Raw genomic sequence first — 26,652 nt, forward strand, 5'->3', positions numbered from 1 at the left:
ATCATACTGTAATATATGCTCAATTCGGGCAGGTTAATTCATAAAAGTCATCGTTCGCCAGGCTCAGGCCTTTTTCTGCAAGACCTCTAAAAAAGCCTGCATATACTGGGGTAAATCAGGCGGACGCCGGCTGGAAATGATATGTCCGTCCACAACGGCCGGTTCATCCAGCCAGGTAGCACCGGCGTTTTCCATATCGTCGCGGATACCGGGAGTACTGGTGACTTTTTTGCCCTTGAGGATCTTAGCTGAAATAAGTACCCAGCCGGCATGACAAATTTGACCGATCGGTTTTTGCGCTGCATCAAACTGTTTTACCAATTCCAAAACCGCCGGATAGCGGCGCAGCTTGTCAGGCGCCCAGCCGCCCGGAACCAGCAGGGCATCATAGTCCGCAGAATTTACCTCGGAAAAACTACATTCGGCTATGGCAGGCACACCATATTTACCAATATAGGTTTCCTGAGCCTTCTCTCCTGCCAAATGCACAGTCAGACCTGCTTCCCTCAACCTAAGGACAGGATACCATAATTCCAAATCCTCAAAATCATGTTCAATGAGTTGCAGCGCTTTCTTCTGATTCCCTGACATAATTCAGCCTCCTCTAACTGTTTCTAATTGACGTTATCGCACAGCTACGATCACTTAGGATAAAGAAGATATAAGACCAGTACAGTAACGCCAAGGGAGCCAACACCGAAAATAAAGTAGGGTATGATATCCAAAACAATATCGAGAAACATGTGCATCTGGGTACGAAATTTGGATTCAGACAATATACCACTCCTCCCACCAGCAACCACCCGGATTGTCCTAAATTTATTTTATCACAACCCTGTCTCCCATGTAACTGCTGCCTGGCAAAAGTTCTCAAATTTCGTCACCGGACGGTCGTAGACTAAACGTATCCGCTCGGAACTCCTGTTTGTGGAAGAGGTGAGTCTAGAGCGAGTTAGTAGCTATACCCGAAGGCGTAATGGCAAGCTGTGCTGTCATATTCCAGCGGATTCGCTCATCCCAGCGCTCAGGCGCAATAGTAACAGTATACGTAATATCGCCGCGTTTTTTTTCACCGTACGGTCTGATGCTTTTAACCTTACCCGGAATTTCCAGACCGGGAATGCCATCAAACGTTAAAGCAACCTGATCACCTGTTTTTACTCTGGCGACAGTAAGTTCAGTCAGGTCGTCACTGCGAATTTCCCAGGCGCTTTCGTCGGCGATCCGTACCAATACGCTGCCGACAGCGGCATGCTCTCCGACTTTTACATCCAGAAAAGCCACCTTGCCGCTTATAGCTGCTTTTATTTCAGTTTTATCAAGCAGCCCCTCGGACTCGGCAAGCCGGGCCTCCTGGGTTTGCAGTTCGGCCTGCGCCTGGGCCAGCGCTGCCCGGTTTCTGTCCACTGCCGTTTTCGCCTGATCGTACTGCTGCCGTGATGTAGCACCGGCCGCTTGCAGGCGCTGCTGCCGCGTAAGTTCCCGCTCGGCATCGGCTAAATTGACCCGGGCCTGTTCCAGCGCGGCGGAAGCACGGCTGATATCGGCGCGGGTACTGCCAACCCGCGCCTGATAATCCTGCCGGACCAGACGTAGGATTGGCTGACCGGCTTTTACCATATCGCCCTCCACTACCAATACCTCACCGATAGTGCCTTCAACAGGCATAACCATTTGCGCATACCGTACAGGAAACACAATGCCCTCGGCCAATACCCGGTTATCGGCTTTTACCGGAGCAATCTCTTTTTTGTCCCCCTGCCGTCCGGCAGTAAACCACCAGCCGCCGGCGCCTATAACGAGCAGGACAACCACGGTCACTAACCAGTGACGCTTAAGCCAGCCTGATCCTCTTCCCAACCGTCCAGTCTCCATTACATCCTCTCCGTTTCCCTTATTCATAGCCTAATACCTCCCGCACACTGAGCCTGGCTGCATTACGGGCCGGAATCAGACTGGCCGCGACCGAAAGCAAAGCCGAAAGCACCAGCCAAATGCCTACTCCCAGAAAGCTAAACGAGAATGTCAGCGGACTTTGCAGAAACATGACTCCCACCTGGTAGCTGAGCAAAGCAGCTACCGGCAGGGCTAACAGTACGCCTAACAGCCAGCTTAAGACGCCAATACAGAGCGCCTCCACGACAAAAATCCTGCCAATGGCGGTGCTGGAAGCGCCAATAGCCCGCATAATGCCAATTTCCCGGGTTCGTTCCAGCACATTAATTCCCATTGTGCCCATCAGGCCTAAAGCGCCTACTATCGCCAGCAGGATGGCCATAATCAGCAAAAACACTGTCAGTATGTCAAACTGGGAGCGGATACGCTCTTTCTGTTCCCAGGTAATATCGACATTTTGCACCCGCAAATTGTTTTTCTTAAGGTGTTCTTCCAGTTTTCTGCCTAGCTCGGTTTGTTCCCGGGGATTGTCCGACTGAGCCACGATCTGAACCGATCTTGCCCCGCCGGCTTCCTGGATAGCGCCGGTAAGCCAGGGATATGGCGCGTATACCAGCGGCCCGGTCAGCGTACTTTGGGCAATACCGACTACAGTAAATTTAAGTTTGCGGGTGCCTATTTTTATGATCGCAGGGCTGCCTATTCTAAGTTGAGGACTATCCTTTAAAGTCTCCGTATTAACTACAAGCGCGCTTTCATCCTCAGGTACAAGCCAGCGCCCCTCGACAATTTTGGGCTGGATCATCCTGGTTCCGACCGGCGGCGCCAGAATGAACACATTTTTACTGGCGTCATCTTCCGCTTCCTTGCGTTCACTCTGCAGTATCCGTCCGGAAGTGAAACCCCAGGACTCAGCCGCTTTAACACCGGGAACTTGGAGAATTTCATGTTCGATCCGGCTAGCGCGGTAGTTTTCGGTAAATCCCACCGAGATATCGTAACGGAAATAGTCAAGGGCTTCATCCAGGGTAGAATAGAGTGACGAACGAATAGTGAATACCGCCATAAACACAGTTCCGGCCACGGTCAGTGTCAGCAAGGTGAGAGCCAGACGCCATTTTCTGCGAAAGGTATTCCGGAGCGAGAGCAGGACGGGCCGGGACAGGCCTCTTAACTTTTCCAGCAGTCTGTCGACCCAGCGGTCCAGCTTACCTTTGCCGGTCGCACTGCCAATACCGTAATCACTGATCGCCTCCCGGACAGTTATCCCCGTCCCGCGCCACACCGGCCAAACGGCGGCCAAAACCGGCACACCCACTGCAGCGGCGACTTCCAGCAACAGCACTTTGGGCGGCAGTTCCAAACCGCCGGAATCAAAATTAAAGACCTGGGCCATAAATCCGGTCACCGCACTGGCCGCCAGCGCTCCTAACGGGGCGGCCACCACCAACGCCAACACTCCGTAAACGCCCACCATAGCCAGATACATCCTTAGAATCTGGTCACGCCTGGCGCCGATGGCCTTCATGATCCCGACCTGGCGAACCTGCTGGGTTAAGATGGCCGATACCGTATTCACCAGCAGAAACGTGCCTAATAACAGCGACAGTACCCCCAGTACAGTCAACAGCATGAGGAGGGCATTAATAATACTTTGCAGCTGATGCTCGCCCGGTTTGTTTACCTGCAGCCAGAACACCGTTGTGTCGCCTTGTTCCAGCTTGCTCCAGGCCCGCCGGCCGATGGCTTCAACCGGCGCTGTTTCCTTGCCTTTAAGCACCCAGGGCTCAACGACAAAATTCACCTGGTCCAGCCGGCGTTCTTCGTCCAGCTTCTCGAGGGTATCCATATTGATATAGCCGTAAGAGCGGCCGCTGAACATGCTGGGAACCTGACTGGGATCATACACTGTGCCGGTAACTTTAAGCGTACGCTTACGCCCGGCCGAAGTTTCCACCTGAATACTGCCGCCTATGGATACACCCAGTTCAGCAAGCGAAGAGCGCTCCAGCAAGACATCCCCGTCGCCCGGCGGCCATGCGCCTGTCTGGCTTTTGATAATATTAACCTTTTGTTTGCTATAGTCGGGAATGGCTGTGAGAAACATCTGCCGCCACTCCCCGCCGGCGGTCCGTACTCTTAAATCAACATTGCGCCGGCCTTCGGCCTCTTTTACGCCGCGCAGGCTGCGGACACTGTCAACCAGTTCCTGGTCAAAGGGATCGGCATACAGACTGGCGCTGGCCGGCGCCGCCGACCGCCAGCTTATATCCAGGTCCCGTTCAAACATAAGATAAGCGCTATAGACCATGCCAACCGCAAATACGCCAACGGCGATAGACAATACCACCAGCAGGGTCCGCAGCTTATTCCCCCACAAATCGGCCAGCACTTTGCGCCATCGCGGCTTTAAGAATGAGTAGCTAAACACTGCTGCCATTCTCCGCATTCCTGTCTGACATTACCTGACCGTCATAAACCGTCACAATCCGGCCGCTGCGGCGGGCCAGATCATTGTCATGGGTAACCATTAGTATGGTTTTGCCGCCGGCTGCCAATTCTTTGAAAAAGTCAATAACGGCGGCAGCCGTGCGACTGTCCAGATTGCCTGTCGGCTCATCGGCTACCAACAGAGGCGGGTCATTGGCCAATGACCGGGCGATAGCCACCCGCTGCTGCTGTCCTCCAGACAAATTGGCCGGCAGCTTATGAGCTTGTTCATGCACTCCCACCAGTTCTAAAAGTTTCAAAGCTCTTGCCGGTCTTTCGGACCGGTCAAACATACTGCAAAAATCCATGGGCAGCATAACATTTTCCAGTACTGTCAATGTAGGCAACAGCTGGAAAAATTGGAATACCACGCCTACCGTCCGTCCCCGCCAGACGGCAATCTGGTTCTCATTCAGGGTATGAACCGGCATGCCGGCCACCCAGACCTCACCGCCGGTAGGCCGGTCAATGCCGGTGATCATATTGATCAGCGTCGATTTGCCGCTGCCGGATTTCCCCACAACCGCGACAAACTCGCCGGCCGCCACCGTCAGATTGATGCCTTTTAACGCTTCAAATTCACCGGCGCCGGTTATATATGTCTTGCGGACCTCTGCCATTTCAACCGCCGCTCCCCCGATTCGGGGCTGCGGTAAATCAACGGCCATTAGTCCGGACAACCACTTTGCAAGCATAATGTCCTCCGTCTTTTTATTCGCCCGGTACTTCTTCAGGCGTGACTTGTGAGTGCAGTAATAAAGTAGACTTAGCTTCAGGTGGGGTTTTGAACCCATCTGAAGGTTAGTCGCCCTTATCCAGGGACTTAGCCGCTCTTAACTCCCACTTATAGAAGGGGGAGTCTTAGAGCGGGTTAGTTGTCGGATAAATGTGCCCTCCAGGTCTTTAGCCACACTCTCAACCGATAGCTGCTGACTGATAAGCAGGTAAGGCGTTGCCCCGTCCAAAGCAGCAAATAGGGCGGTAGCCTGACTGCGCGGCTGGTGTTCGCGAAATTTCCCCTGGGTTAATCCCTTGGCAAATAATCTTTCATAAAAGGAAATCATATCGTTAGTGTAGGTATTAATGAGCGGCCACATATCAGCACAAGCCAGAATTTTGGACAAGGACAGTAGAATAAAAGTCATTTCCCGGGGATGACTTCCCCAGTATTGCAGATAAGCAGATACAAAATAGCGCAATCCTGCCACCGGGCAGGACATCGTTTCTGCCTTGTGGATAAATTCCAGCACCGGCTCAAAATATTTGCCGTTGGCTGCCAACAAAATCTCATCTTTGCTTTTGTAGTGGTAATATAAGCCGCCTTTGGTCAGACCGGCCTGGGCGGCAATAGCCTGCATGGAAGCTCCTTCGTACCCTTTTGCTAAAAATTCAGTAACCGCCGCTTCAATAATATCTTCCATCCGCTGTTCTTTAGGGGCTTTTTTCGTCACTGCCAAAACTCCGTTTCTCAAAAGTCTTCTATTTTCATAAATTAAGATACCTACCGTCGGTATTTATTTTAAAGTAAGTATTTTACAGTGTCAACAATATCTGGTCAATATTAAACAGCATCCGGCGCGTACCATCCAAACAGCAAATATTGCCATTATATCATTTTAGCCGCTCCAGTAAGGAGCGGCTAAAATCTTCTATATTAAGTTGTAGGAGAGAGGAGAGTCAAGCAAAGATAATGGTTGTTTATATTATGTCATATTGTGAAGCAGTTTGTGTTAACCGTCTGTTAATTATTGATTAAACGATAAATAAAATATCACGCAATACTGCCAGAGCCAATTTCGGCCGTTTGTATCAATATAAATTATGGAGGATGACCGCCGGGAGCAATGCCTGGTTATTCGTAGAACCGACGACAGCCTGCCGGTCCGGGTGGGAAAACCGGTGGCGCCGAAAGAATAAAGATAACCTTCGGATTCTCCGGCGTAAATCTCGCAAGGAAAAACCTCCTATGACAGGCTTTGGCCTATCATAGGAGGTTTTTTACTATTATGTCTGGCTTAAATCTGAAACTTGCCGACCGCTTCCTGCAACTCGCCTGCCAATCGCGCCAAACTCTGGCTGGAGGCGGCTATTTCTTCCATAGACGCGGATTGTTCCTCGGTAGCAGCCGATACGGTTTGCGCCTCCCCGGCTGCCTTTTTGCTCAATTCATCGATCTGATTGACGGCGCCGACAATCTGTTGACTGCCATTCGCCATTTGATCAATGGCTACCGTTATCTCCCTCACCTGTGCCGACACCTGGGTGACTAACACCACAATTTCCTCGAATGCCTGTCCGGCTGCAGTGACAACTTCCGCGCCCAGCTTAACTTCTTTAGTACCTTCATCCATGGCTTGTACGGCTTTATCGGTATCACCCTGGATACCGCCAATCAGGTTGGCAATTTGCTCTGTAGCGGAATGCGACTGTTCAGCCAGTTTACGGACTTCTTCCGCAACCACGGCAAAACCGCGTCCCTGCTCGCCAGCCCGCGCCGCCTCAATGGCCGCATTAAGCGCCAGCAAATTGGTCTGGCCGGCGATGCCGGCAATGGTACCAACAATCTGCCCAATTTCTTTTGACCGCTCACCCAGTTCAGCTACTACCTTGGCCGAGGCATTGACAGTACTTTCGATTTGGATCATTTGAGTTACCGCTTTGTTTACCGAATTACTGCCTTCATTGGCTTTGGCTGCCGCCTGGGCGGACTGGCCGGCCACCTCATTGGTAGTGGCCGCAACCTGCTGAATACTGGCCGACATTTCCTGCACGACACCGGTAGCTCCATGCGAAGCTGCCAACTGCTCACCTGCTCCTGTTGCTACTTCTGTAATCGAGACGGCTACCTGGGTTGCTGCCTGCGCAGACTGCTCGGCGCTGGCAGTCAATTCTTCACTGGAAGCGGCCAATTGTTCGGCTTGTGAGTGCACTTTGGCAATCAGTGTCCGTAGCTGCGTCCTCATTTCCCGGAAGCCCTGCGCCAGCTGACCGATTTCATCCTCCGAAGAAACCTTGGCCGCCCGTTCCCTTAAGTCACCCTGCGCCAACAGCAGGCATTCATCCCGAATCACGGCAATCGGTTTGGCAATATGTCTGGCAATCACAACAATAGCTGCAACAGCGATAATTAAACAAACAACGGAAAGAATAAGGATGGCACGCGCCAAAGCATCTGTCGCTTTAGTAGCTTCTGCTTCCGGCGCCGCAACCAGCATGATCCAGCGCTGGTTGCCAGGCAGGTCTAACGGGGTAGATACGGCAATCCTGGTCACATCGTCAACAAAAGAGTAAATCCCCCGTCCCTGTTTGCCTGAGTCTGCCGCCTGTTTAAATATATTTATCAGCCGTTCATCCAGTTCAGACTGCGCCAGCTTCAGCTCGGGATTAATTTGCTTGGCAAGCAGGCTCAATTTACCGGCGAGTTCGGGTCTTTTAGGATGAGCAATCAACACGCCGCTATTATCAGCCAACATACCATAGCCGGTGTCCAGGAATTTCACTTCTTTAATCATATTGCTCAAACGATCCATTGAAAATGTTCCGATCAAAACCCCGGTCAATTGTCCGTTATTGGTGACCGGCACGGCTAAAGCGACTGCAAGTTTCCCGGTTGCCTTTGAGACTAAGGGATCTGAAACAACCGATTTGCCTGTGGAAATAACCTGCTTGAAATAATCGCGGTCACTGTACGTAGCAGCAGCGCCTTTATTAGAAACTCCTGCGCCGTCAGGCGTAGCAAAAATCATAACATCAAAAGTGCCCAGGCGGGTTTGTGTCTCGGCCATAGCCTGCACAATCTGCGCTTTGTCGGCACCACTGCGGACATTTGGCGTACTAGCCAAGTCCTCCAATTGAAATAACATTTTTTCCATATCACTCTGCACACGATTGGCATAATCGGTACCTATCGCCATAGCTGTTTCGTCAACACTCTGAACAAGGGCCTTTGTCGAAAGATAATAACTGAGTCCTGCCAGCGCCCCTAGTACTGCCACAATGAGAGGCAATAAAATAATCAGTAGCCTTGTTTGAATTTTAGTAATTTTCATATGCTGTTATGACTCCTTCATATTTATTCAGTGACTTATTCGTAGATCACATATGTATAATAGCCCGTTAACATAAAAAAAACGTCAGGTTGACGGCTGCCAATACTGACGAAGTATCTCGTTAGTTGATTAGAGCAACCTGGCAATCATAGATTATCACCTCTTTAGACCCATGGCTTTGCGTCCTAACCTTTCGGATAGTTTGCCCAGTATTCTTTTTATGGGTTTTCAATACAATAAAATGAGAGAATCATTACTCACATTAAATGCCCAATTATTAAATTAGTCAATACCACTAGTTAACTTTCTTGTCAAAACGAGCAATAATTTAGTATATTATAGCAAATAATTATATGTTTCGACAATGCATTCGACAATATTTTCACTTTTAATTTTAGAATATTTTAAAATCCCGAATTTCTTGTCAAACTAAAACTGGTAGTATCCACGAATACTACCAGTATAATAATACACTTGACATATTACTTTTTTATTAAGCTTATTAATTTCAAGCCGGCTAAATAGGTTCCACCGGAAACCTCCGCTAATCAGCGGCCTGAATCCCGGCCGCCGGACACGGTCCGTTTAGAGTCCATACCTAGCACGGGGAAATTCCAGCCGTACTTAATACAGCAAATTCGCAGTCCTGTCGTAATGCAAAAACAAAGATACAAAGGTATATTGCCTGCAAAATAAGCCTGCGAATAGTATAAAGCCATAGCGCCTACGATAGTGGTTATGGCATAAACTTCCTGCCGGAAGACATAAGGAATCTCCTTTACAAACACATCGCGCATGACGCTGCCGCCTATGCCTGTGATAACAGCTACTGTCGTAACAATAAGCAGCGAATCCAGGTTATGCTGCAGGGCAAGCTTGGCGCTGGTGGCGGTAAAGGCGCCAAGGCCGATGGCATCAAATATTTGAATGGTGTATTTGAACCGATCCAGCCACCGGTAGGTGAAAAAGACGGCAATGGTAGCCAGAGCGCTAATTATAAAAAAAGTCGGATCTCGAAACGTCAACGGCGGTGTATTACCAATTATAGCATCCCGTAGCACCCCGCCGCCAATGGCTGTTGTCACCGCCAGCACCAGCACGCCAAAAACATCCAGCCGCTTTTGAATACCGGTTAATGCTCCTGATACGGCAAAAGCTATTATCCCCATAATTTCGAATATACTCCAGGCGGTCATTACATCGTCCTCTTTCTGCGTATAATCTGCTGCTAGTACATTTGTTAATTTTATCACACCTTCGCCAAAAATGTCAGCCTGAACCTAAAAAATATCCACGATATTTACACAACTTGCAAAAATGTGTTATATGCAGGCACTAATTTCCCATCTCTTCTTATATAGTGATGGCTCATGCACTGCGAATAATCAACCCTAAAGAAGGCTAATATGAATATTGAGTCAGCCTACACTGCTTTGCGCTGATTCCAGGGTGATATCTGCCCGTTCCGGAGATTTCGACAATTTCCCGGGAAATTTTAATTGCTTTCCTAGTCTTGCCAGAGAAGGATCCGCGGCCTGACAAGTATATAGTTTCTTTTTTGTTTAAAAGATTGGCAATTTGTATTGTAAAAACGACATTGTCACCAATGTCGTTTTTACTCTTTGTTGTTGCTGTACTTTTTAATTCTCACTGACAGCCTATTGGAAAGCCGCTGTTCTGTCCGGTTTTAAAATAATACGTGTTCCCTCATTTAAGTTTAGTTTCCACCAGTAAAACTTGCGGTTATGCTCATCCACTACCATGATGTTCCAAAGGCTTTTATCACCTTTATCCCAATTAACAGTTACCGTCTCGTCATTTAAGATCGCAGTCCTCTTCAGAACATTATCACCCCAATAGCTTTCATCGCCTGCTACAAAATGCATTTCACAAATATCAAAACCTGTTTTATTGATAATTGTCAGGCCGGCAGCCGAAGCAAGCCCGGAAAAAACAATCAACGTCAAAACCAGAATAACTGGCAGTACTAATTTTTTCATAAAAAATATCCTCCTATAGAATGTCCCGCCGGGTAGCGACGTCTCAATTAATTCTCCCCAGGCGGTTAACAGTTATGGCGGTAAACGAACACTACCTGCCCGGAATGTCTGAGGGGACTGATCACACTAAAGTAAATTTAGCTTCAGGTGGGTTTTAACCCCATCTGAAGGTTAGTTGCCCTTATCCCGGGACTTATCCGCTCTTACTCCCACTACAGAAGGGGAGTCTTAGAGCGGGTTAGTCACAGGATAAATAGTAAATGCAGCGCCTATGGCATATTATTTCAATATATACATATATATCGTATATTTATTGGAAGAAAATTATAGGTCCAAAGTCTCTTCAACTATTAGGACCACTTTTGTATTGGTATCGTCTGAACAATTTATTGCTGCTATACCAATCATTTTGCCTGAAAGATACCTTAATGGGCAACAAAACTGCTATATTGTATAAGCACGACATTTTTCCACCAAATTACAAATTAATGTATATCAACAGGCAATTTCTTCAATAATTTTCAAATTTTTATTGACTCAGGATGTTTTATACATTAATATTCTAACTAATATTAATTATTTACGTGGTCGTTATATTGATTTAATTGATCATATATAGCACTGGAAAGGAGCACGAATTTGAAAGAGTTAATGCAATGTCTTGCTATCATATCCTTAATGATCATGATGCCCTTTATTTTTAATTAGCTGAGTGCTGCATTATGATAAATTCTCTTACTTCAAACTGTCAGAAATAATGCCTCAACCTGTGCTATAAACACATGTTGAGGCATTATTTTTAGGTAAAACAGTCCTGGCCGGCTGCATGAAAAGCAACAAAAAAAGTGGTACCCGCCGGGCTTGTATCGTATTTAATCATTGCATTATGCCGTTGGGCGATACTGTAGCATACGGCGAGCCCCAGGCCGGTACCCTGCTCCTTGGTGGTAAAAAACGGCGTTCCTATTTTATCGACAATTTCCGGTGTTATACCATAGCCTTCGTCTTTCACTGCTAATACAATGTCATTTTCCTCAAAATATGTCCGTATTGTCACCGTTCCGCCGGCTTGCGTAGCCTCCATACCATTTCGCACCAGATTCAGCAGCAATTGGCGAATTTCTTTTTGATCAATAAGCAATGCCGGTATATCAGCCAAACAGGTTTTTATATATCTATTTGCCATTAAACCATCTGCTTCCAGTAGCGGTACCATATTATTAATTATTTCGTTTAGATTGCATAATTCTCTGTGAATAGCCTTATTTTTAGCCAGAGCCAGAAATTCGGATATGATCGCATTAGCCCTATCCAATTCTTCAATCATAATTGCAAAATATTCGGCATATTGCCTGCAGTCTGTTTTTTTAGTCAGCATTTGCAAAAAGCCACGGACCGTAGTCATGGGATTACGAACCTCATGCCCGATACTGGCGGCCATCTCCCCAACCACATTCAGCCGCTCCAATCTCCCTAGTTCCCTTTCCAAAATCTTCTTCTCCGTAGTATCCTGAATGATACAAAGCACCGATTCCACAGTCCCATTATCAGTAAATTCGGGGATAAAACGCGCGTGATAAAAAATGAGCTGATTGGCGAACGGCTGCAGTTTAAGCTTTGACTCAATGGTGACTGTTTTTTTGGTTTTAATAACACTTGCCACTGCATTCTCCCAAATCCTTGCGGTAGTGGCAGAGTCGGCATTTAATGCCATCTCTCCCAAACTTTTGCCTATATACATAGTGGGCTCAATATCGGTATACCTTGTTATGACTTGGTTGATATACAGATAATTAAAATTCTTGTCAAAACGAATAATCACATCTGGTGAGTTTTCCGCCAGGCTTTTAAATTCCTTTTGCTGTCGTTCGAGCATTTCTTCCATCTGCTTGCGGGCAGTTATATCTACGCCAAAAGTCCATAGCTTCCAGCCAGTTACCGGAAATCTGTCTGAAATACTAAACCAGGAAATAACCTTTTTACTACCGTCCCTGCAGTTCAGAGTAATTTCCAGATCCCGGAAACCAGCCCCCCGAGAGACAAAAAGCTGGATTATATACTCCCAATAGACCGGATCGGGAAAAAGCATTAAATAGGCTTGCCGGTTATTAACAATTTCGTCATAAGTAAAACCGGTTACCCGTTCGCATTCTTTATTCCAGGCCACTATTTGGCCGGTTTCATCCACGGCAAGCATCATAACAGGAGCATTTTCCAAAATAAGTCGCAGACGTTTCTCATTTTCCTTTAGCGATGAAACATCTCTTCCCATAACGATGAGTGCTTTAGGAGAGCCGTCAGGATAATAGATAGGCACCTTAATAACATCAAAGGTTATTGCTCTTCCATCCTGCCTGACTACTTCCTCTTCCACACGTATCGTTTCACCCTTCTGCCACGCTAACCTGTCAGTGGAAATACAGAGGTTGAGTAAGTCCGGATAATTCTTGCACACATTTACAAGCTCCGAATCTGTTTTACCTTTGTACTCGCAATTATGCAAACCAAACAGATTTAATGTAAAAGCATTGGTTTCAATCCATCTGCCATTTTTATCTTTAAAGCAAATCAAATCGGGAGCTGCAGATACCAAGGTGCTCAGCTTCTCATCACTTTCCGATAACGCCCGCCTTAGACCGGCGTTTTCTTGTTCCAGTAAATGAACCCGCTGCCGCAGTTTATTTATCTCTTCGATTAAAAACAGCTTGTCTTCTAACTCCATATCGCTTCTCCCGCAATTCTATTGAAAACTTTACTTCTATATATTTCCTCATAAACTTAATTTTTCCTTTTGAATTCCAATATTATCCATGAAGTTAAAGAACCATCCTAACGTAAAAAAGCTCGAGTAGCTGGCATATTCTTCCGCACTCGAGCTCTTGCTTAATATTTCTTTAAAGTTGATCGTACAGCACCAGGTCCTGTTATCATTTCTGTAAAATAGCCTTCAATCTTTTCTCCCAGACCGATTTGATACAAGTCTGATCCGAAAATCTCTTTGTTAGACAAAATCGGCCTTAACTGATCACCAACGGAGTTAACGTCTCCCAAGCGAACTGAGCTAAGATGATTTTGCAGTGTACCCAGTAACGGGTCCGGGCTTAATAGCACTGCTTGCCCCTGATCGTCCACCCCCAGCAGATAGCGGCACCAACCCGCAATAACCAAAGGAATATACGTCAGCGTTTTTATATCTAGATCTGAACGCCCGCAATACGCCTTAATTGTCTCGCCAAACCGTATTCCCACCTTTTGCGAGGTGTCTGTGGCTATTCTCTGAGGAGTATCCGGGATATTCGGGTTGGGGAATCTAACTTCGATTACTTCTTTTATGAAAGCCGCGGGATCAATAATCTCAGGATTAACAACTACCGGCATACCTTCCTGATAACCTACCTTCTCTACCAGCCGTCTCAGCTCCTGATCCTGCATCTCATCAGCTATAAGCGTATATCCAAGCAGACAGCCAAATACGGCCAACGCTGTATGCAGAGGATTCAGGCAAGTGCATACCTTCATCTTTTCAACCCGGTCCACAGTTTCCCGGTCGGTAAAAATCACACCGGCCTGCTCAAGCGGCATACGACCATTGGGAAATTGGTCTTCAATAACCAGGTATTCCGATTTTTCAGCGTTGACAAAGGGTGCTATAAATGTATTTTTCTGAGTGCAGAGAATTTCGGTATTGGCGAACCCGGCCTGAGTTAAGGCATTTTTAACTGTTTCGGCCGGCCGGGGAGTTATTTTATCAATCATGCTCCAGGGGAAAGATACCTTGTCGGGGTTGTTTATATAACTGACAAATCCCTTTTCCACCAAGCCATTTTCATGCCATGTTTCAGCAAAGGCGGCCAAGGAATTATGCAGGATATCCCCATTATGGGAGCAGTTATCCATACTAACAAAGGCTAGCGGGTATTGTCCGCTCTTATAACGGGTATAAGCCAGCGAGGCAATTCTGGCCATAACATGCTTGGGCTTCTCCGGCCCGCTTGTCATATCAGATTGAACCTCGGCACTATAATCACCGGCGGCGTTTTTTAGGCTATAGCCTTTCTCAGTTATGGTAAAACTGGCTATTTGCAAGGCTGGATTGGAAAATATGTTCTGGAGCCGCTGCCAGTCCTTTGCCCGGGCAGGATCGCCTACCAGACTTTCACTAAGACTGGCAATAACCTTTTTCGCTAAGCTGCCGTCGGTATTCATAACGGCCAGCAGACCGAGATTATCATAAGGTGCGTAAATCTTATCAATAATTTCATGGTCATAGGTTTCGGCAACAACAATCCCGGTTTTTACCGTACCTTCGTTTAGCAGCCTTTGCTGCAGCATGGCAATAAATCCACGAAAAATATTACCGGCGCCAAAATGGACCCAGGTCGGATTCTCCCTGGTTAGAGCAGCCATTTGCTCGTAATCAAACTGGATTGTTTCAATACCTGCCTGTTCCCAGGCATCTGCATTCTTTATACTTTCTTTACTGAGAGTAAGCACATTACGGCTCCTTTCCCATAATCAATGACAGTTTCTTCAGAGTTTTGCATAGTCTTCATTCCGGATAGTATCAAATACCCGGAGCCTTCGCGCATCTGTCAATTGCATCCCATAATCCGTTCAAATAGACGGCTCCCAGCGCCCGGTCGTAGAGTCCGTAGCCCGGCATGCCCTCTTCACCCCAGATCATCCTGCCGTGATCCGGCCGCAGCGGTCCGGTAAAGTCGGCGTCATAGAGCGCTTTCATAATAGCGTACATATCCAGCGAAGAGTCGTCGGCCTTATGCGCTACCTCGCTAAATACACCCGGTTCATAGATTTTGATGTTACGCACATGGGCAAAATGCAGGCGGCCCGTTCTCGCAAAATGGCCAAAAATTTCGGGCATGTTATTAGCGGGGTTGGCCCCCAGTGAGCCACTGCACAAGGCCAGACCGTTGGCAGGACTGTCCACCAGTTTGACTATGCGCTCCAGATTGACTTTGCTTGTTACTATACGCGGCAAACCAAACACGGACCAGGGCGGATCATCCGGGTGAATAGCCATCTTGATGCCGCATTCCTCGGCAGTGGGAATAACGCCTGCCAGAAAATACTTAAGATTGGCGAACAACTTCTCTTCATCAACATCCTGGTATAGTTCAAACGACTTTTTAATGGTAGCCAGCCGGTCTTTTTCCCAGCCGGGAAGTTCAAACCCGTTGGCCCCCTTCTCCATGTCGGCTACTAATTTGGCCGGCTCTAATCCCTTGATTACTTTTTCATTATAGAAAAGAGCGGTTGATCCGTCAGGCAATTCCTTTGCCAGTTCGGTACGGGTCCAGTCAAAAACAGGCATAAAATTGTAGCACACAACCTCGACACCGGCTTTGGCTAAATTCTTCAGCGTAATGCAGTAATTTTCGATATACCGGTCCCGTGAGGGCAAACCTAGCTTGATATCCTCATGGACGTTTACACTTTCTACTGTCTTAAAAGTGAGGCCGGCTGCTTCAATCTGGCTTTTAATCGCCAGAATATCTTCATAAGGCCATACTTCTCCTACCGGAATATGATAGATGGCGCTAACCACATTTTTCATGCCGGGAATTTGCCTGATATAGCTCAGGGGAATCTTATCCAGCTTACTACCATACCAGCGAAACGACATTAGCATAACTTATCCTCCTTATTTTTGAGCCTATTTTATAGCCGGCAGCCAGGATGCAGCCAAGCGGTATCAAGCGTTACACGGCATTACTGGCATCTTGCCGGAAATATACCAGGGTTAGATTCATATAGAAAAGGGTTGCCGTTTTATCTGCATGAAATAATCACTATGCTCGGCCCGCAAGTGTTCCAGATCAACAACCACTTTGTTAAGATGCACATCGATAATTTTGGCGCCAAGGACTATATCCTGCTCACTTATGGCTCTGACCAATTCCCGGTGTTGCACAAGCAATTGGTCCCATTCAAAGGCTTTATCTTTCAAATTCAAAATCCTTACCCGATTGTAGTGAGCATTCATAAGCTGCAGCATATTCCAGGTACGGCTTTTTTTGCAGCCCTTGAAAATTATGCCATGCATCGCTTCGTCCAATTCAAAAAAACGGAGATAATTTTTCTCGCTAATACATAATTCCTGCAAAGCCAACGAGGATTGCAGTTGAAACAATTCTTCGGCAGGAAACTGCGTACAGGCATGCTGAATGATTTCCTTCTCCAGTGTTTCGCGGACAAACTTGGATTCTTCCACCTGCTCCGTATCAATGAGAGAAACATACGTCCCCTTTTGCGGAATAATATCCAGCAAATTCTCCTGCGCCAGCTTAATAAACGCTTCTCTGACCGGCGTCCGGCTTACTTGCAATTGCGTTGCCACATCCTGCTCGGATATATTCTGGCCGGGAGGAAGGTTTAAATGGATAATGTTTAGCTTTAAAAATCTGTATACATATTCACGAATAGACTCCTGAGGGTTCTGTTCGATAAGCAGCAAATCATAACCCCTCCTCGTTTTTGTTTTCTACCATACTACCATACTAGCATATCTATTGTATTCTGACAATATTAAAAATGCAGAAGGCTCTTTACCCGCGAAGCCGGGACTCGCCTTCTGCATACTATCTACGTACAGCTACCGCTTACCAAAATAACTGCTATTAATAGCTTTATCGGCAATCTCCAGCCCTGCACGGCAAAATTTTTACCGGTATTGAGCAACTTGCGCCCCATGTCGGACCGCCCCTATTCCTCGCCAGTCACACCCATAAGGTAGGCGATTGTCGGCATAATATCGATTGGCCGCCGATAGTCCTTATTTCCTGGCGGACAAGTTCTTCTGGTATATAAGCAATGGAACCCGGTGATGGTTATCATACCACCAGTCTTCGGCCGGCTGAATACTTTGTATCTCCTGGGTATTAATCCCTGACACTATGGCTTTGCTTTAATGCCCCCGGTCCGTCCTGGGCAACTGCAACCTCTGCTTCACCGAAAGTTTTCATATCATTGATAACATGCAGTGAAGCGTTAACCAATGACATCCCCATCGCCGCCCCGGTTCCCTCCCCCAAATTCATGTCCAGTTTAAGGTAGGCCGGTAGCTCTAGCAATTCCAAAGCTGCCCGGTGCGCCGGCTCAGCGGCGAAATGCGAACCCAGCAGGTAGTCTTTCACTTGCGGCGCCAGCTTGACGGCTATGAGAGCTGCCGCACTGGTAGCAAGACCGTCCAGTACGATTGCAGCCCGCCCCGCAGCCGCCCCTAAAATAACGCCAACCAAGCCGGCCATGGTCAAACTGCCCACTTTTCTTAACACTGCAAGCGGTTCCTCGGGAGAGGTTGAGTTGACTGCCAGGGCTGTACTGACCAATTCGGCTTCATAGCCGGATAATTCCGCAAGTACACTGGCATTGTAGCAAGCGGTAACAGCCACTGCCGGTAACAGTCCGGCGGTCCCCATTTCGCCCAGACCAATTACCTGTACACCCTGCGCGATTTCTTCCCGGGCAACTTCGATTCCTGTTTGCACAGCCTGCAGCACCTGCTCACTGGTCATAGCCGGCCCTTTCGTTATATTTCCGGTGCCATAGGCCAATTTTTCATGACGTACAGCAGGCAACGGCGGCAAATCAACTGCTACGCCAATATCCACTAAAACCGGCTTAGCTTTGACATGTTCGGCAAACACATTAATAGCCGCGCTGCCCTGACAGAAGCCGGCGATCCGCTGCTGGGTCGTAACTTGCGCCTTATTCCAGGCCAAATCAGCCGCCACTCCGTTATCAGCCGCCATAATGACAATGCTTTTGTTCAGGCTGCGCGGGCGGGAATTGCCGGTAATTCCCGCCAATTGCCTGACGATATGCTCGAAAGAATATAAACTGTTAAGCGGCTTGGTTAAGTTATCCAAACGCACCTGGCAGCGTTCCATAGCCGGCTCATCCAAAGGTTTTATTGCCGCAATAATATCTTTAAGCATGAGTCTGACCTCCTGTAGTGCCCAGCAATTTAATGGCCGCCCGCAACATATCAATGGCTACCGAAGCGCCAATCCCCTCACCGAGACGGACCCCCATATCCAGGCAGGCCTCCAGATTAAGATGGCGTAAAGCGATAATGTGAGCCGGCTCGCCGGACAGATGCGAGGCAAATATATACTTTTGACAGACAGGCTGGATGGCGTTGGCGATTAAAGCCGCCGCCGTGGTATTGAGTCCGTCAATCATCACAGCGCAGCGGTTGGCGGCGCAGCCTAAAACGACACCGGCCAATGCACCGATTTCAAACCCGCCTACCTTGGCCAATACATCAAGTCCGTCGCCGGCATCCGGTTTATTAAGCTCCAGCGCGCGGCGGACAACACCGATTTTAACCTCAAGCCGGCTGTCTGAGATTCCCGTTCCCCGCCCGGTGATCTGCTCGGGCGACAATCCGGTGAATGCGCCGACAATGGCGGCGCTGGCCGTTGTGTTGCCAATCCCCATTTCACCAAGGCTGAAACAGGTAGCGCCCTCACCTACTTTAGTGTTCACAATTTCAATACCGGTTTCAATAGCCTGTATGGCTTCGTCCCGCGTCATCGCGGGTCCCTGGGTAAAATCCCTGGTGCCATAAGCAATTTTCCGGTGCCACAGACCGGGAACATGGGATAAATCACCGGCCACGCCCATGTCAACCACGACCATGTCTGATTGGCTGAAATTAGCGAAGGCATTGGCACTGGCCCCTTTGGAGATAAGGTAATTGGCAGTCATATGCATAGTCGTCTCTATAGGATAAGCGCTTACGACCTGGCGGGCCACACCGTGATCGGCCGAGGCCACTACCATGCAGCTGCGCGGCAGGCGCGGCTCAAGCTCTCCGGTTATGCCGGCGTATTGTCTGACCATCTGTTCCAGCCGGCCAAGACTGCCTGCCGGACGAATCACGCTGTCCAGGCGGGCTTGTATCTGCTGCATAATGGCGGTATCCGGAGCAGTGATTTTAGCTAGGGTTGCTTGCAATAAATCCATAATAACCTCCATTGTTTTGTATGATTTACGCTGTAGGTATAAGATAAGACATGCGATTGCTTCGGTGTATCTCCTTGCAACGACCGGAGCGGGTGGGTAAAAAACAAAGGGCTTTTTTGGTGTACCCAAAAAAGCCCTCTTTTCCATGAAGGTTTGGCAAACGGTGTAAGGCAGGTCTCCTGGCTCCCGGTTCATCGACGCTTGCGCCTTCCCCTTGACGAGTGGCAAATGCAAGTTCTCCTCCGGTACAGTGGCGGGCCCGCGCGTATGTATGGCTTGGCCATACTCAGACTTCCCTATTCTCCTCCGGCAGTTAACCGGCGGCACCTTAACCGCGCATATGTAACTCTAACTGTGGACATTATAGCAAAGCAATCGCTCTGGCGTCAATATATATTGAATGATACTTTCCAGCAGAGTGTCATAGGGGGCGGGGTTGCCGACATAAAACAATCGCCGTCAAAATGGTGTAAAAATCACGCTTTTTTAGTTACCAGCCAAAACATATAACTAACCAAAAACAGCAGAAAACAAGCCGTAGCCCCTAAACACACATTGGTTGCAACCCCTGCTTTGGTCGCCAGCGTGTACAGGCCGACTCCTAAAAACATAAAGGTATTTTCCATGAAATTCTGAACGGCGATGGTTTTGCCTGCACCGATGGTATGGTGACCTACCTGCTGCAGGCAGGCGTTCATGGGAACTATGTATATCCCGCCCAGCGCTCCGACAATAAGCAGCCCGGCTACGGCTACCGGCAGGCTGGTAATCTTAAGAAATCCTAATATAGCTAACCCCATCGCCAAACCGAACCAAACGGTACGTTGATAGTTTCTGATACTAATCAGATAAGGTGTAACCAATGCGCCGACAGCAATGCCTACGCCGGTAACAGCGATAATCATACTGATAGCGGTACCACTGGTTATCCCCAAAGTAAGCGGTACCCACGCAAAGATAATCATCCGGAGCACAGCCGAAGCCATCCAGAAGGAGCCTGTCCCGATCAGGGAGTAATGACTCTGCGGATTACGCAAGAGTACAGCCGTATCTGCAAAAAATTCACTAATTGCACGGTTGTAGCCGATACTTCTATTACCCGCGTCTTTAGGTATGATGATATTAATGCCAATGGATGAGGCATATAAAAGCGCACAAGTTCCCAGTGCCAGGGTTATGGACAGATCGGAAAGGAAACCGCCGGCTACCGACCCGGCTAAAATAGCTAGAATTGTATAACTTTCCAGACCGGCATTGGCTCTAAGCAGTTCATCCCCGTTGCGGGTAAGAAATGGTAATATACCGTATTTGGCGGGACTATAGATAACCGCCCCCAGGCCTACGGCCGCATAGCTGAGCGCAGGATCAAAGCCAACAAACAATAGCAACACACCGGCGGTTTTTACGATATTGCCAATGATAAGAACTTCAGCCTTGGGCTTCCTATCGGCCAAACGTCCGACCCAGGGTGATAACATAATATAAGAGGCTAAAAAAATAGTTTGTACAAAAGAAAGGTAAAAGTCCGGATAACCATCCCGCCTAATTATGGCTAGAATAATAAATAGTATCATGTTGTCCACGAACGCTGACAGAAATTGAGCGGTAAACAGCGCCCTCAGCGGCGACAGTCTAGGCATCTTCTTGCGCCTCCTTTACTGCCAAGCCTTTAAGGGTGACATAGTCGGTTTTACCGCTGCCCAACAGAGGTAATTTATCCATTACAATAACTTCCGCCGGCATTGCCAGCATACTCTGACGGGACTGACCCATAAACGCCCGGAGCGCCTGTTTGGAAGCATTGGGGTGCATCGTATAGAGTATGATTTTCTCCCCTTTTTTATCATCCGGTACATTAATAGCTGCGTTGCGGTCGGTGCCGAAGCATTTTTCGGCGGCTTTTTCAACGGCATCCAGACTAATCATTTCGCCTGAAATTTTAGCAAAGCGCTTGAGCCGCGATTTGATACTGACGAAACCTTCACTGTCAATACTCACAATGTCGCCGCAATCGTACCATACCGGCGCCGGTATAAAACCTTTGCCATACAGCAGATATCCGGCCATGACATTAGGGCCTTTTACTATTAGATTGCCGCCGGCTTCAATCCCCGGCACCGCATCAGTACGGTATTCGATACCGGGCAGGAATCTGCCTACTGTTCCAGCCCGATTGAACAATGGCGAATTCAGGCTTAACACCGGCGCCGTCTCGGTAGTGCCGTAACCTTCAAATATACGGATACCAAACTTATCTTGCCACATTTGGCGTACCTCGTCCTTAAGTTTCTCGCCACCGGCCAAAACATAGCGCAAACTGTAAAAATCATAGTGATGGGCGTATTTGGCGTAACCGTACAGGAATGTTGGCGTACCCAACAACAAGGTCACATTCCGGTCATAAGCAACTTCCGGCAGCATTTTATAGTGCAGGGGACTCGGATAAAGAAATACTTCAACACCATTAAGTACCGGCAACAAGGTGCCGGCTGTAAGGCCAAAGGAGTGGAACATCGGCAGCGCATTCAGCATCTTATCCCGCTGCGTGTAATCTATTACGCTGGATACCTGATTAATATTGGCAAGGATATTTTCGTGGCGCAGAACTACCCCTTTAGGTTTGCTCTCGCTGCCGCTGGTAAACAGGATCAGGCTGCCTTCCCCGGCTGCCTTTTCACCGCTAAGGTATTTATATAGGCCTGTCAATTTATCAATAAGGCCAATCTCCCCCCTGACATCTTCCAGGTAAATAATCCTGAACTTGTCAGCCAATCTTGCCGCCAATTCCTCAAGCTTTCCTTTTTCGATAAACGTGCGGGAGGTAAGAATGGTTTTGACTGCGGCGGTTTCACTGCAGTCAATGTTGTTTGCGGCCCCGGCGCTAAAGTTGAGAATAGCCGGCGTCTTGGCAAGATAAAACAGCGAAAACAAAGCTAACACATGACCGATGGAGTTAGGCAGCATAACGCCGACAGTTTCTTCCTTGTCTAAGATGCTCTTTAATCTGCCACCCAAAATGTAACTGCCAATAATGGCTTGTCGATAACTGACCGTACCGGTTATATCCTCGGCCATGATTTTGCTGCTGCCATGCAGCCTGCCGGCCGCATGCAATTTGTCAAATAAGTTGGTGCTGCCTGCCTGGTTCTGGCGGGCCTTAAACATCGCCTGCTGTAACAAGACGAGAATGCGGTCACTAATTTCCTTTTTCTGCAGACGGAAACTTCTCGCCGGCGCAGCACTAAGTTGCGCTGTCTGATCAATATAGATACTTACCTTGGGAAACCAGCGAGACTTCACCTTATCTTGTACCCTGGAAAACTTGGAAAACTCCAAACCGCGAAAAATTACCGGCTGCAGCACCGCCCCTGTTTTTAGAGCAATAAAACCAACGCCGCTATAAACTTTCATTAGATTGCCGGTAGTCGTGATACGACCCTCGGGAAAAAGAACCACCGTACGGCCTTCCTTAATAATGCCCACGATTTTTTTCAGCGAATAAGGATTAAGCGGATCAACGGTGATATGATCGACCCAACGCAATACAAAGCTAATCTTCGCGGCAATGGCCGTATTAATAACAAAGCACACGCCTGCAGGCAAATAAGCATATAAAAAAACAGCATCAAGAAACGATACATGATTAGGTAATATTATCGACGGGCCGCTAAACTTAATTCCTTCACCACCAATCAATCTGGTCCTAAATAATATTTTCAGCACGATTCTCAGTAGAGCTTTCATAATTTCTCCCCTCATTTGCGTGAATGTAGTCCAGGTACCAATACAGCGATCACTATTACTTCTTTTCCTCCTGAACACTTTTCAAGGCACTGGTACAGATAAGATGTACCCGGCAATACAAAACCAAAGCAGAAATGTCCCCCATGCCAGCGCTTGGTGCTGCTGTCTAAGGACTGCCGGCGACTTGCGAACATCCATTGCTATTCCCGCCTTAACTAAACAGTTTGATTACCAGCGATGTAATCTTGGTTTTCAGAGCATCAAACTCGGGCAGTACATCCTGGAAATATGCATATTGGTTTAAGGGCTGAAGCATAATTCCAGAGAATACAGCAATCCAGAGATAAACTTCCTGCTGTGGTATCTCCCCTTTTCTCATTCCCTCCTCTAAGATTTTCCGAATGACGAAATGAGGCTTGATGTTCTCGGCCACTAAATTCCAGAAGGAATATTGCGATAGTAACGCAAAACGGATTTCCGCAGGATATTCGCGATATAGATCGTACGTTATCTCGACAATGCGGCATAGTTTCGCAATAGCGCCATGTTCACTGTTGTCGATTTGTTCTATTCGGCCGGTGTAATCGCTAATAATCGCAGTGAAGATATACAACGCCATATCTTCTTTGCTCTTAAAATGCTTATATAAAGCCGCTTCGGATACGCCTGCGTCCTTGGCAATATCCCGCACCGAAACAGCATCATAGCCTCTGGCGGCAAACAAAGTCAGACTGGCTTTTAATAGCTCCGCCTTTTTTCCCTCGCATCTCAATACTTGCTGCATAATAATAGTCTCCTCTCAAGTTAACAATCGTTAACTTGAGTATATAAAAAAATTTGTCACCAGTCAAGAAAGTATTATATTTTTACCGCGGTTGCTGTCAGGTGCCGCCGGAGCGACGGGTCGAAACAGCAGAATACCGGCGGCAGCCGCTAAATGCTTCAAGGTATGGCCGCTGAGTATCTGCTGAGTAAGCTTAAATACCAGGGCATCATTTAGCTCGAAAAATTTCGCCATACTATAGCAGCCAAGCAATAACCAGTAAAATTTACTTTGGCGCCATGGCCGCGGAAACAGCAGGAGTACTGACGGTATCAGCAACATCGGCAGATACTGTGTCAATATGTAAAACCGCAAATCACCTGCCCCCGCCTGCTCAGTGACCCACCAGTAAATAACACTAAACAAGCCGCTAAACACTAAGGGCAGAAAAAGTTTTCGCCCTATCTCCCCGCCTATGCGCTCGTCAAGGACACACGCAGTCAGGGCGGCAAAACCCATAGTCATCGGCAGCCGGTCCCAAACCAAAGTTGTGTTGGATGGCTGCAGGTGGTAATAAGCCGAGCCAAAACCGACAAGAATAACCGAAAAAAAGAAAAACCGCCATAGTTTCGCTTCCTTTGATGACACCCACTGACGAATCCGTAGAAGACCGATTACACCGGCAATAATAAAGCCGACGTTCGAAATAACATCATTCGCATTAGCTACGCCAAAGTGCTTTTTACTGTCAACAAACGCGTGGTACTCCTTAGCCTGCGGTATTGGCTCCAAACTACAGATGATACCGATAGAAATAATAACTATAAGCATTAGAAAACAAAGCTTTAGCCGCAAGGTGGACTCGTTAAGCATTTTTTCCCTCCTACAATCTAGTTAACGATCGTTAACTAGATTGTAATACATTCCCATAAAGTCTGTCAAGCTAAAAGGTGTCATTAACTCTGTCCCTTTAACATCAGAAGCATCAAAAGAACCGTCCCTTCGATACTTCCGGCTGCAATCTAATAGTAGAGCCAAAACAGCCGGTTATACAACTGTTTTGGCTCTACTGACTATTTTATGGTTTCACTGTCGCTTTATACATTTGTTTGCCGTCTTTCATTTCAATAATAACGGCGTTTTTAACAGCATCATGGGTCGCATTTAACGTGGTCGAGCCGGTAACTGTGGCAAAATCCTTGGTAGCAGCCAGTGCTTCCCGGATTTTGGCCGGTTCCAGGCTGTTAGCGCGTTTAATGGCATCAATCAGCACATTGGCGGCATCATACCCAAGCACCGCCATAGCGTCAGGCGCCTGACCGTATTCTTTCTTGTAAGCGTCGACGAAAGCTTGGGAGGCTGCACTGGTGTCGTCTACAGAATAGTGGTTGGTAAAGTAAGTATTGTTGAGCGCAGCGGCTGTGCCGATTTCCACCAGTTTCGGCGAATCCCAGCCATCACCGCCGACAATGGGCACGTTAATACCCAGTTCACGGGCTTGCTTGACGATCTTGCCTACTTCCTCATAGTATCCGGGCACATATAAAATATCGGCATTGAGAGCTTTTACTTTCGTCAAAATGGTTTTGAAATCCTGATCTTTTTGTAAGTAAGCTTCTTCGGCGATAATTGCGCCACCGCCTTTGGTAAAGGCATCTTTAAAGAAAGCAGCCAGCCCTTTACTGTAATCACTGCTGCTGTCCACCAGAACGGCCGCTTTTTTCAGGTTCAGGGTATTAAGTACAAAGTTAGCGCCAACCGTTCCCTGGAAGGGGTCGATAAAGCACACCCGGAAGGTATAGTCTTTTACTTTGCCGGTTTTTTCATCAACTGTGACTTTAGGATTGGTTGCGCCTACGGCCAGGAACGGAACTTTGGTTGATTCCGCTACACTGGATGCGGCAATCGCATTAGAGCTGGCAAACATGCCGGTGATTGCCACAACTTTATCCTGGGTTGCCAGTTTGGTCATGGCATTGGCGGACTCCGAAGGCTCGCTTTTATTATCGGCGATAACAGCCTGAATTTGTTTGCCAAGCACGCCGCCTTTGGCATTGGCTTCTTTAATGGCCATTTTCGCACCGTTGGCAGATGAGGTACCCATGGTTGCGTTGCCGCCTGTCATTTCATTTAAAATACCGATTTTAACATCATTTGACGACATTCCGCCACAGCCTGCCAGCATACCGGCCATTAGCAGCACACCTGTCACCAAGGCCACCCATCTTACACTTGCCTTACTCATTGATAAAATTTCCCCCTCTTCTTGGCCGTAACACTTTGCCGTGAATAGTACAAATTCCCCGCGTTCATCTTGTACAACGAATTCGCTCAGGCTTATATGTAAACAGGCCGATTATAAAGAAAACACGACTTACGCCGAGCCTCTGGCGAAAGCGAAAGTCAATGTTGCCCTTATCCAGTAGAACGTTATACCTTTAGCTCAAAAACAAAAAACACCAAAAAGTCCTCCCTGCGAATACTTTTATGGCGTTTTTTTAATCTTGTTCATTATAGTTCTACATTATATTACATCGCCGTATACTTTTCAATATAATTCGTGATAATCATCACGAATTATTATGTTTTTTTTTACTTCTTGTCCACAGTACGAATACATGCACCTCCATTGTCTTTCCACAGCAACTTTCTCTTGCCCAGTCTGGGAGGCAGACACAAAGAAAAATGCACGCTACCCTTTAATTAAGGATAAGTGCAT

Annotated in this window: 20 protein-coding genes and 2 riboswitches; all 20 genes read right to left on the reverse strand. The window is 47.6% G+C overall.

The genetic code is table 11. The features are described 5' to 3' along the window. Positions 1 to 63: 63 nt before the first annotated feature. On the reverse strand, positions 64 to 591 hold the full coding sequence (locus SATMO3_RS25365; protein ID WP_371372928.1) for a type 1 glutamine amidotransferase domain-containing protein: 528 nt from the start codon (positions 589 to 591) through the stop codon (positions 64 to 66). 50 nt (positions 592 to 641) lie between these two features. Next, complete coding sequence (locus SATMO3_RS25370; RefSeq protein ID WP_371372929.1) at positions 642 to 776, reverse strand: hypothetical protein; 135 nt, start codon at positions 774 to 776, stop codon at positions 642 to 644. A 166-nt stretch (positions 777 to 942) separates the two neighbouring features. Beyond that, entirely contained in the window at positions 943 to 1,902 is a 960-nt protein-coding gene (locus tag SATMO3_RS25375) for an efflux RND transporter periplasmic adaptor subunit (protein ID WP_371372931.1), read from the reverse strand. After that, complete coding sequence (locus tag SATMO3_RS25380) at positions 1,895 to 4,336, reverse strand: ABC transporter permease (RefSeq protein ID WP_371372933.1); 2,442 nt, start codon at positions 4,334 to 4,336, stop codon at positions 1,895 to 1,897. Before SATMO3_RS25380 ends, SATMO3_RS25375 begins: the two co-directional genes overlap by 8 nt. Continuing rightward, positions 4,320 to 5,081, reverse strand: a complete 762-nt coding sequence (locus tag SATMO3_RS25385) for an ABC transporter ATP-binding protein (protein ID WP_371372935.1) — start codon at positions 5,079 to 5,081, stop codon at positions 4,320 to 4,322. The genes SATMO3_RS25380 and SATMO3_RS25385 overlap by 17 nt, the downstream gene beginning before the upstream one ends. Before the next feature lie 138 nt (positions 5,082 to 5,219). Then, positions 5,220 to 5,837, reverse strand: coding sequence for a TetR/AcrR family transcriptional regulator (locus SATMO3_RS25390; RefSeq protein ID WP_371372937.1), 618 nt, complete (start codon positions 5,835 to 5,837; stop codon positions 5,220 to 5,222). A gap of 564 nt (positions 5,838 to 6,401) precedes the next feature. Further along, positions 6,402 to 8,435, reverse strand: coding sequence for a methyl-accepting chemotaxis protein (locus tag SATMO3_RS25395; protein ID WP_371372939.1), 2,034 nt, complete (start codon positions 8,433 to 8,435; stop codon positions 6,402 to 6,404). Between the two features lie 130 nt (positions 8,436 to 8,565). Then, a riboswitch (cyclic di-GMP riboswitch) is annotated at positions 8,566 to 8,652 on the reverse strand. Positions 8,653 to 8,983: 331 nt separating this feature from the next. Further along, the gene (locus SATMO3_RS25400; RefSeq protein WP_371372941.1) at positions 8,984 to 9,688 is read right to left on the reverse strand and encodes a trimeric intracellular cation channel family protein; all 705 of its coding nucleotides are present in this window, start codon (positions 9,686 to 9,688) and stop codon (positions 8,984 to 8,986) included. 405 nt (positions 9,689 to 10,093) lie between these two features. Beyond that, entirely contained in the window at positions 10,094 to 10,435 is a 342-nt protein-coding gene (locus tag SATMO3_RS25405; RefSeq protein ID WP_371372943.1) for a hypothetical protein, read from the reverse strand. A 799-nt stretch (positions 10,436 to 11,234) separates the two neighbouring features. After that, positions 11,235 to 13,157, reverse strand: coding sequence for a PAS domain S-box protein (locus tag SATMO3_RS25410; protein WP_371372945.1), 1,923 nt, complete (start codon positions 13,155 to 13,157; stop codon positions 11,235 to 11,237). Between the two features lie 161 nt (positions 13,158 to 13,318). Continuing rightward, on the reverse strand, positions 13,319 to 14,929 hold the full coding sequence (locus SATMO3_RS25415) for a mannitol dehydrogenase family protein (protein ID WP_371372947.1): 1,611 nt from the start codon (positions 14,927 to 14,929) through the stop codon (positions 13,319 to 13,321). Between the two features lie 70 nt (positions 14,930 to 14,999). After that, complete coding sequence (gene uxuA / locus SATMO3_RS25420; RefSeq protein ID WP_371372949.1) at positions 15,000 to 16,085, reverse strand: mannonate dehydratase; 1,086 nt, start codon at positions 16,083 to 16,085, stop codon at positions 15,000 to 15,002. Positions 16,086 to 16,202: 117 nt separating this feature from the next. Further along, complete coding sequence (locus tag SATMO3_RS25425) at positions 16,203 to 16,910, reverse strand: GntR family transcriptional regulator (protein WP_371372951.1); 708 nt, start codon at positions 16,908 to 16,910, stop codon at positions 16,203 to 16,205. Between the two features lie 424 nt (positions 16,911 to 17,334). Beyond that, a complete protein-coding gene (locus SATMO3_RS25430) occupies positions 17,335 to 18,393 on the reverse strand; it encodes a nicotinate-nucleotide--dimethylbenzimidazole phosphoribosyltransferase (RefSeq protein WP_371372953.1) in 1,059 nt (352 codons plus the stop codon). Continuing rightward, positions 18,386 to 19,426, reverse strand: a complete 1,041-nt coding sequence (gene cobT, locus SATMO3_RS25435; protein WP_371372955.1) for a nicotinate-nucleotide--dimethylbenzimidazole phosphoribosyltransferase — start codon at positions 19,424 to 19,426, stop codon at positions 18,386 to 18,388. The genes SATMO3_RS25430 and cobT overlap by 8 nt, the downstream gene beginning before the upstream one ends. Positions 19,427 to 19,577: 151 nt before the next feature. Continuing rightward, positions 19,578 to 19,772: riboswitch (cobalamin riboswitch) on the reverse strand. Between the two features lie 130 nt (positions 19,773 to 19,902). After that, positions 19,903 to 21,066, reverse strand: a complete 1,164-nt coding sequence (gene lplT, locus SATMO3_RS25440; protein WP_371372957.1) for a lysophospholipid transporter LplT — start codon at positions 21,064 to 21,066, stop codon at positions 19,903 to 19,905. Then, on the reverse strand, positions 21,059 to 23,170 hold the full coding sequence (locus tag SATMO3_RS25445; RefSeq protein WP_371372959.1) for an AMP-binding protein: 2,112 nt from the start codon (positions 23,168 to 23,170) through the stop codon (positions 21,059 to 21,061). The genes lplT and SATMO3_RS25445 overlap by 8 nt, the downstream gene beginning before the upstream one ends. 211 nt (positions 23,171 to 23,381) lie before the next feature. Beyond that, positions 23,382 to 23,954, reverse strand: a complete 573-nt coding sequence (locus tag SATMO3_RS25450) for a TetR/AcrR family transcriptional regulator (RefSeq protein WP_371372961.1) — start codon at positions 23,952 to 23,954, stop codon at positions 23,382 to 23,384. A gap of 63 nt (positions 23,955 to 24,017) precedes the next feature. Beyond that, a complete protein-coding gene (locus tag SATMO3_RS25455; RefSeq protein ID WP_371372963.1) occupies positions 24,018 to 24,806 on the reverse strand; it encodes a ceramidase domain-containing protein in 789 nt (262 codons plus the stop codon). A 205-nt stretch (positions 24,807 to 25,011) separates the two neighbouring features. Next, complete coding sequence (locus SATMO3_RS25460; protein WP_371372965.1) at positions 25,012 to 26,178, reverse strand: ABC transporter substrate-binding protein; 1,167 nt, start codon at positions 26,176 to 26,178, stop codon at positions 25,012 to 25,014. Between the last annotated feature and the right edge of the window lie 474 nt (positions 26,179 to 26,652).

The sequence above is a fragment of the Sporomusa aerivorans genome (assembly GCF_041428895.1).
GTDB lineage: Bacteria > Bacillota > Negativicutes > Sporomusales > Sporomusaceae > Sporomusa > Sporomusa aerivorans.

Excerpts from the sequence above, each read along its gene's own strand:
- SATMO3_RS25365 (WP_371372928.1), bottom strand. The coding sequence starts at position 591 with ATGTCAGGGAATCAGAAGAAAGCGCTGCAACTCATTGAACATGATTTT.
- SATMO3_RS25375 (WP_371372931.1), bottom strand. The coding sequence starts at position 1,902 with ATGAATAAGGGAAACGGAGAGGATGTAATGGAGACTGGACGGTTGGGA.
- SATMO3_RS25380 (WP_371372933.1), bottom strand. The coding sequence starts at position 4,336 with ATGGCAGCAGTGTTTAGCTACTCATTCTTAAAGCCGCGATGGCGCAAA.
- SATMO3_RS25385 (WP_371372935.1), bottom strand. The coding sequence starts at position 5,081 with ATGCTTGCAAAGTGGTTGTCCGGACTAATGGCCGTTGATTTACCGCAG.
- SATMO3_RS25395 (WP_371372939.1), bottom strand. The coding sequence starts at position 8,435 with ATGAAAATTACTAAAATTCAAACAAGGCTACTGATTATTTTATTGCCT.
- SATMO3_RS25405 (WP_371372943.1), bottom strand. The coding sequence starts at position 10,435 with ATGAAAAAATTAGTACTGCCAGTTATTCTGGTTTTGACGTTGATTGTT.
- SATMO3_RS25410 (WP_371372945.1), bottom strand. The coding sequence starts at position 13,157 with ATGGAGTTAGAAGACAAGCTGTTTTTAATCGAAGAGATAAATAAACTG.
- uxuA (WP_371372949.1), bottom strand. The coding sequence starts at position 16,085 with ATGCTAATGTCGTTTCGCTGGTATGGTAGTAAGCTGGATAAGATTCCC.
- SATMO3_RS25430 (WP_371372953.1), bottom strand. The coding sequence starts at position 18,393 with ATGCTTAAAGATATTATTGCGGCAATAAAACCTTTGGATGAGCCGGCT.
- cobT (WP_371372955.1), bottom strand. The coding sequence starts at position 19,426 with ATGGATTTATTGCAAGCAACCCTAGCTAAAATCACTGCTCCGGATACC.
- lplT (WP_371372957.1), bottom strand. The coding sequence starts at position 21,066 with ATGCCTAGACTGTCGCCGCTGAGGGCGCTGTTTACCGCTCAATTTCTG.
- SATMO3_RS25445 (WP_371372959.1), bottom strand. The coding sequence starts at position 23,170 with ATGAAAGCTCTACTGAGAATCGTGCTGAAAATATTATTTAGGACCAGA.
- SATMO3_RS25450 (WP_371372961.1), bottom strand. The coding sequence starts at position 23,954 with ATGCAGCAAGTATTGAGATGCGAGGGAAAAAAGGCGGAGCTATTAAAA.
- SATMO3_RS25455 (WP_371372963.1), bottom strand. The coding sequence starts at position 24,806 with ATGCTTAACGAGTCCACCTTGCGGCTAAAGCTTTGTTTTCTAATGCTT.
- SATMO3_RS25460 (WP_371372965.1), bottom strand. The coding sequence starts at position 26,178 with ATGAGTAAGGCAAGTGTAAGATGGGTGGCCTTGGTGACAGGTGTGCTG.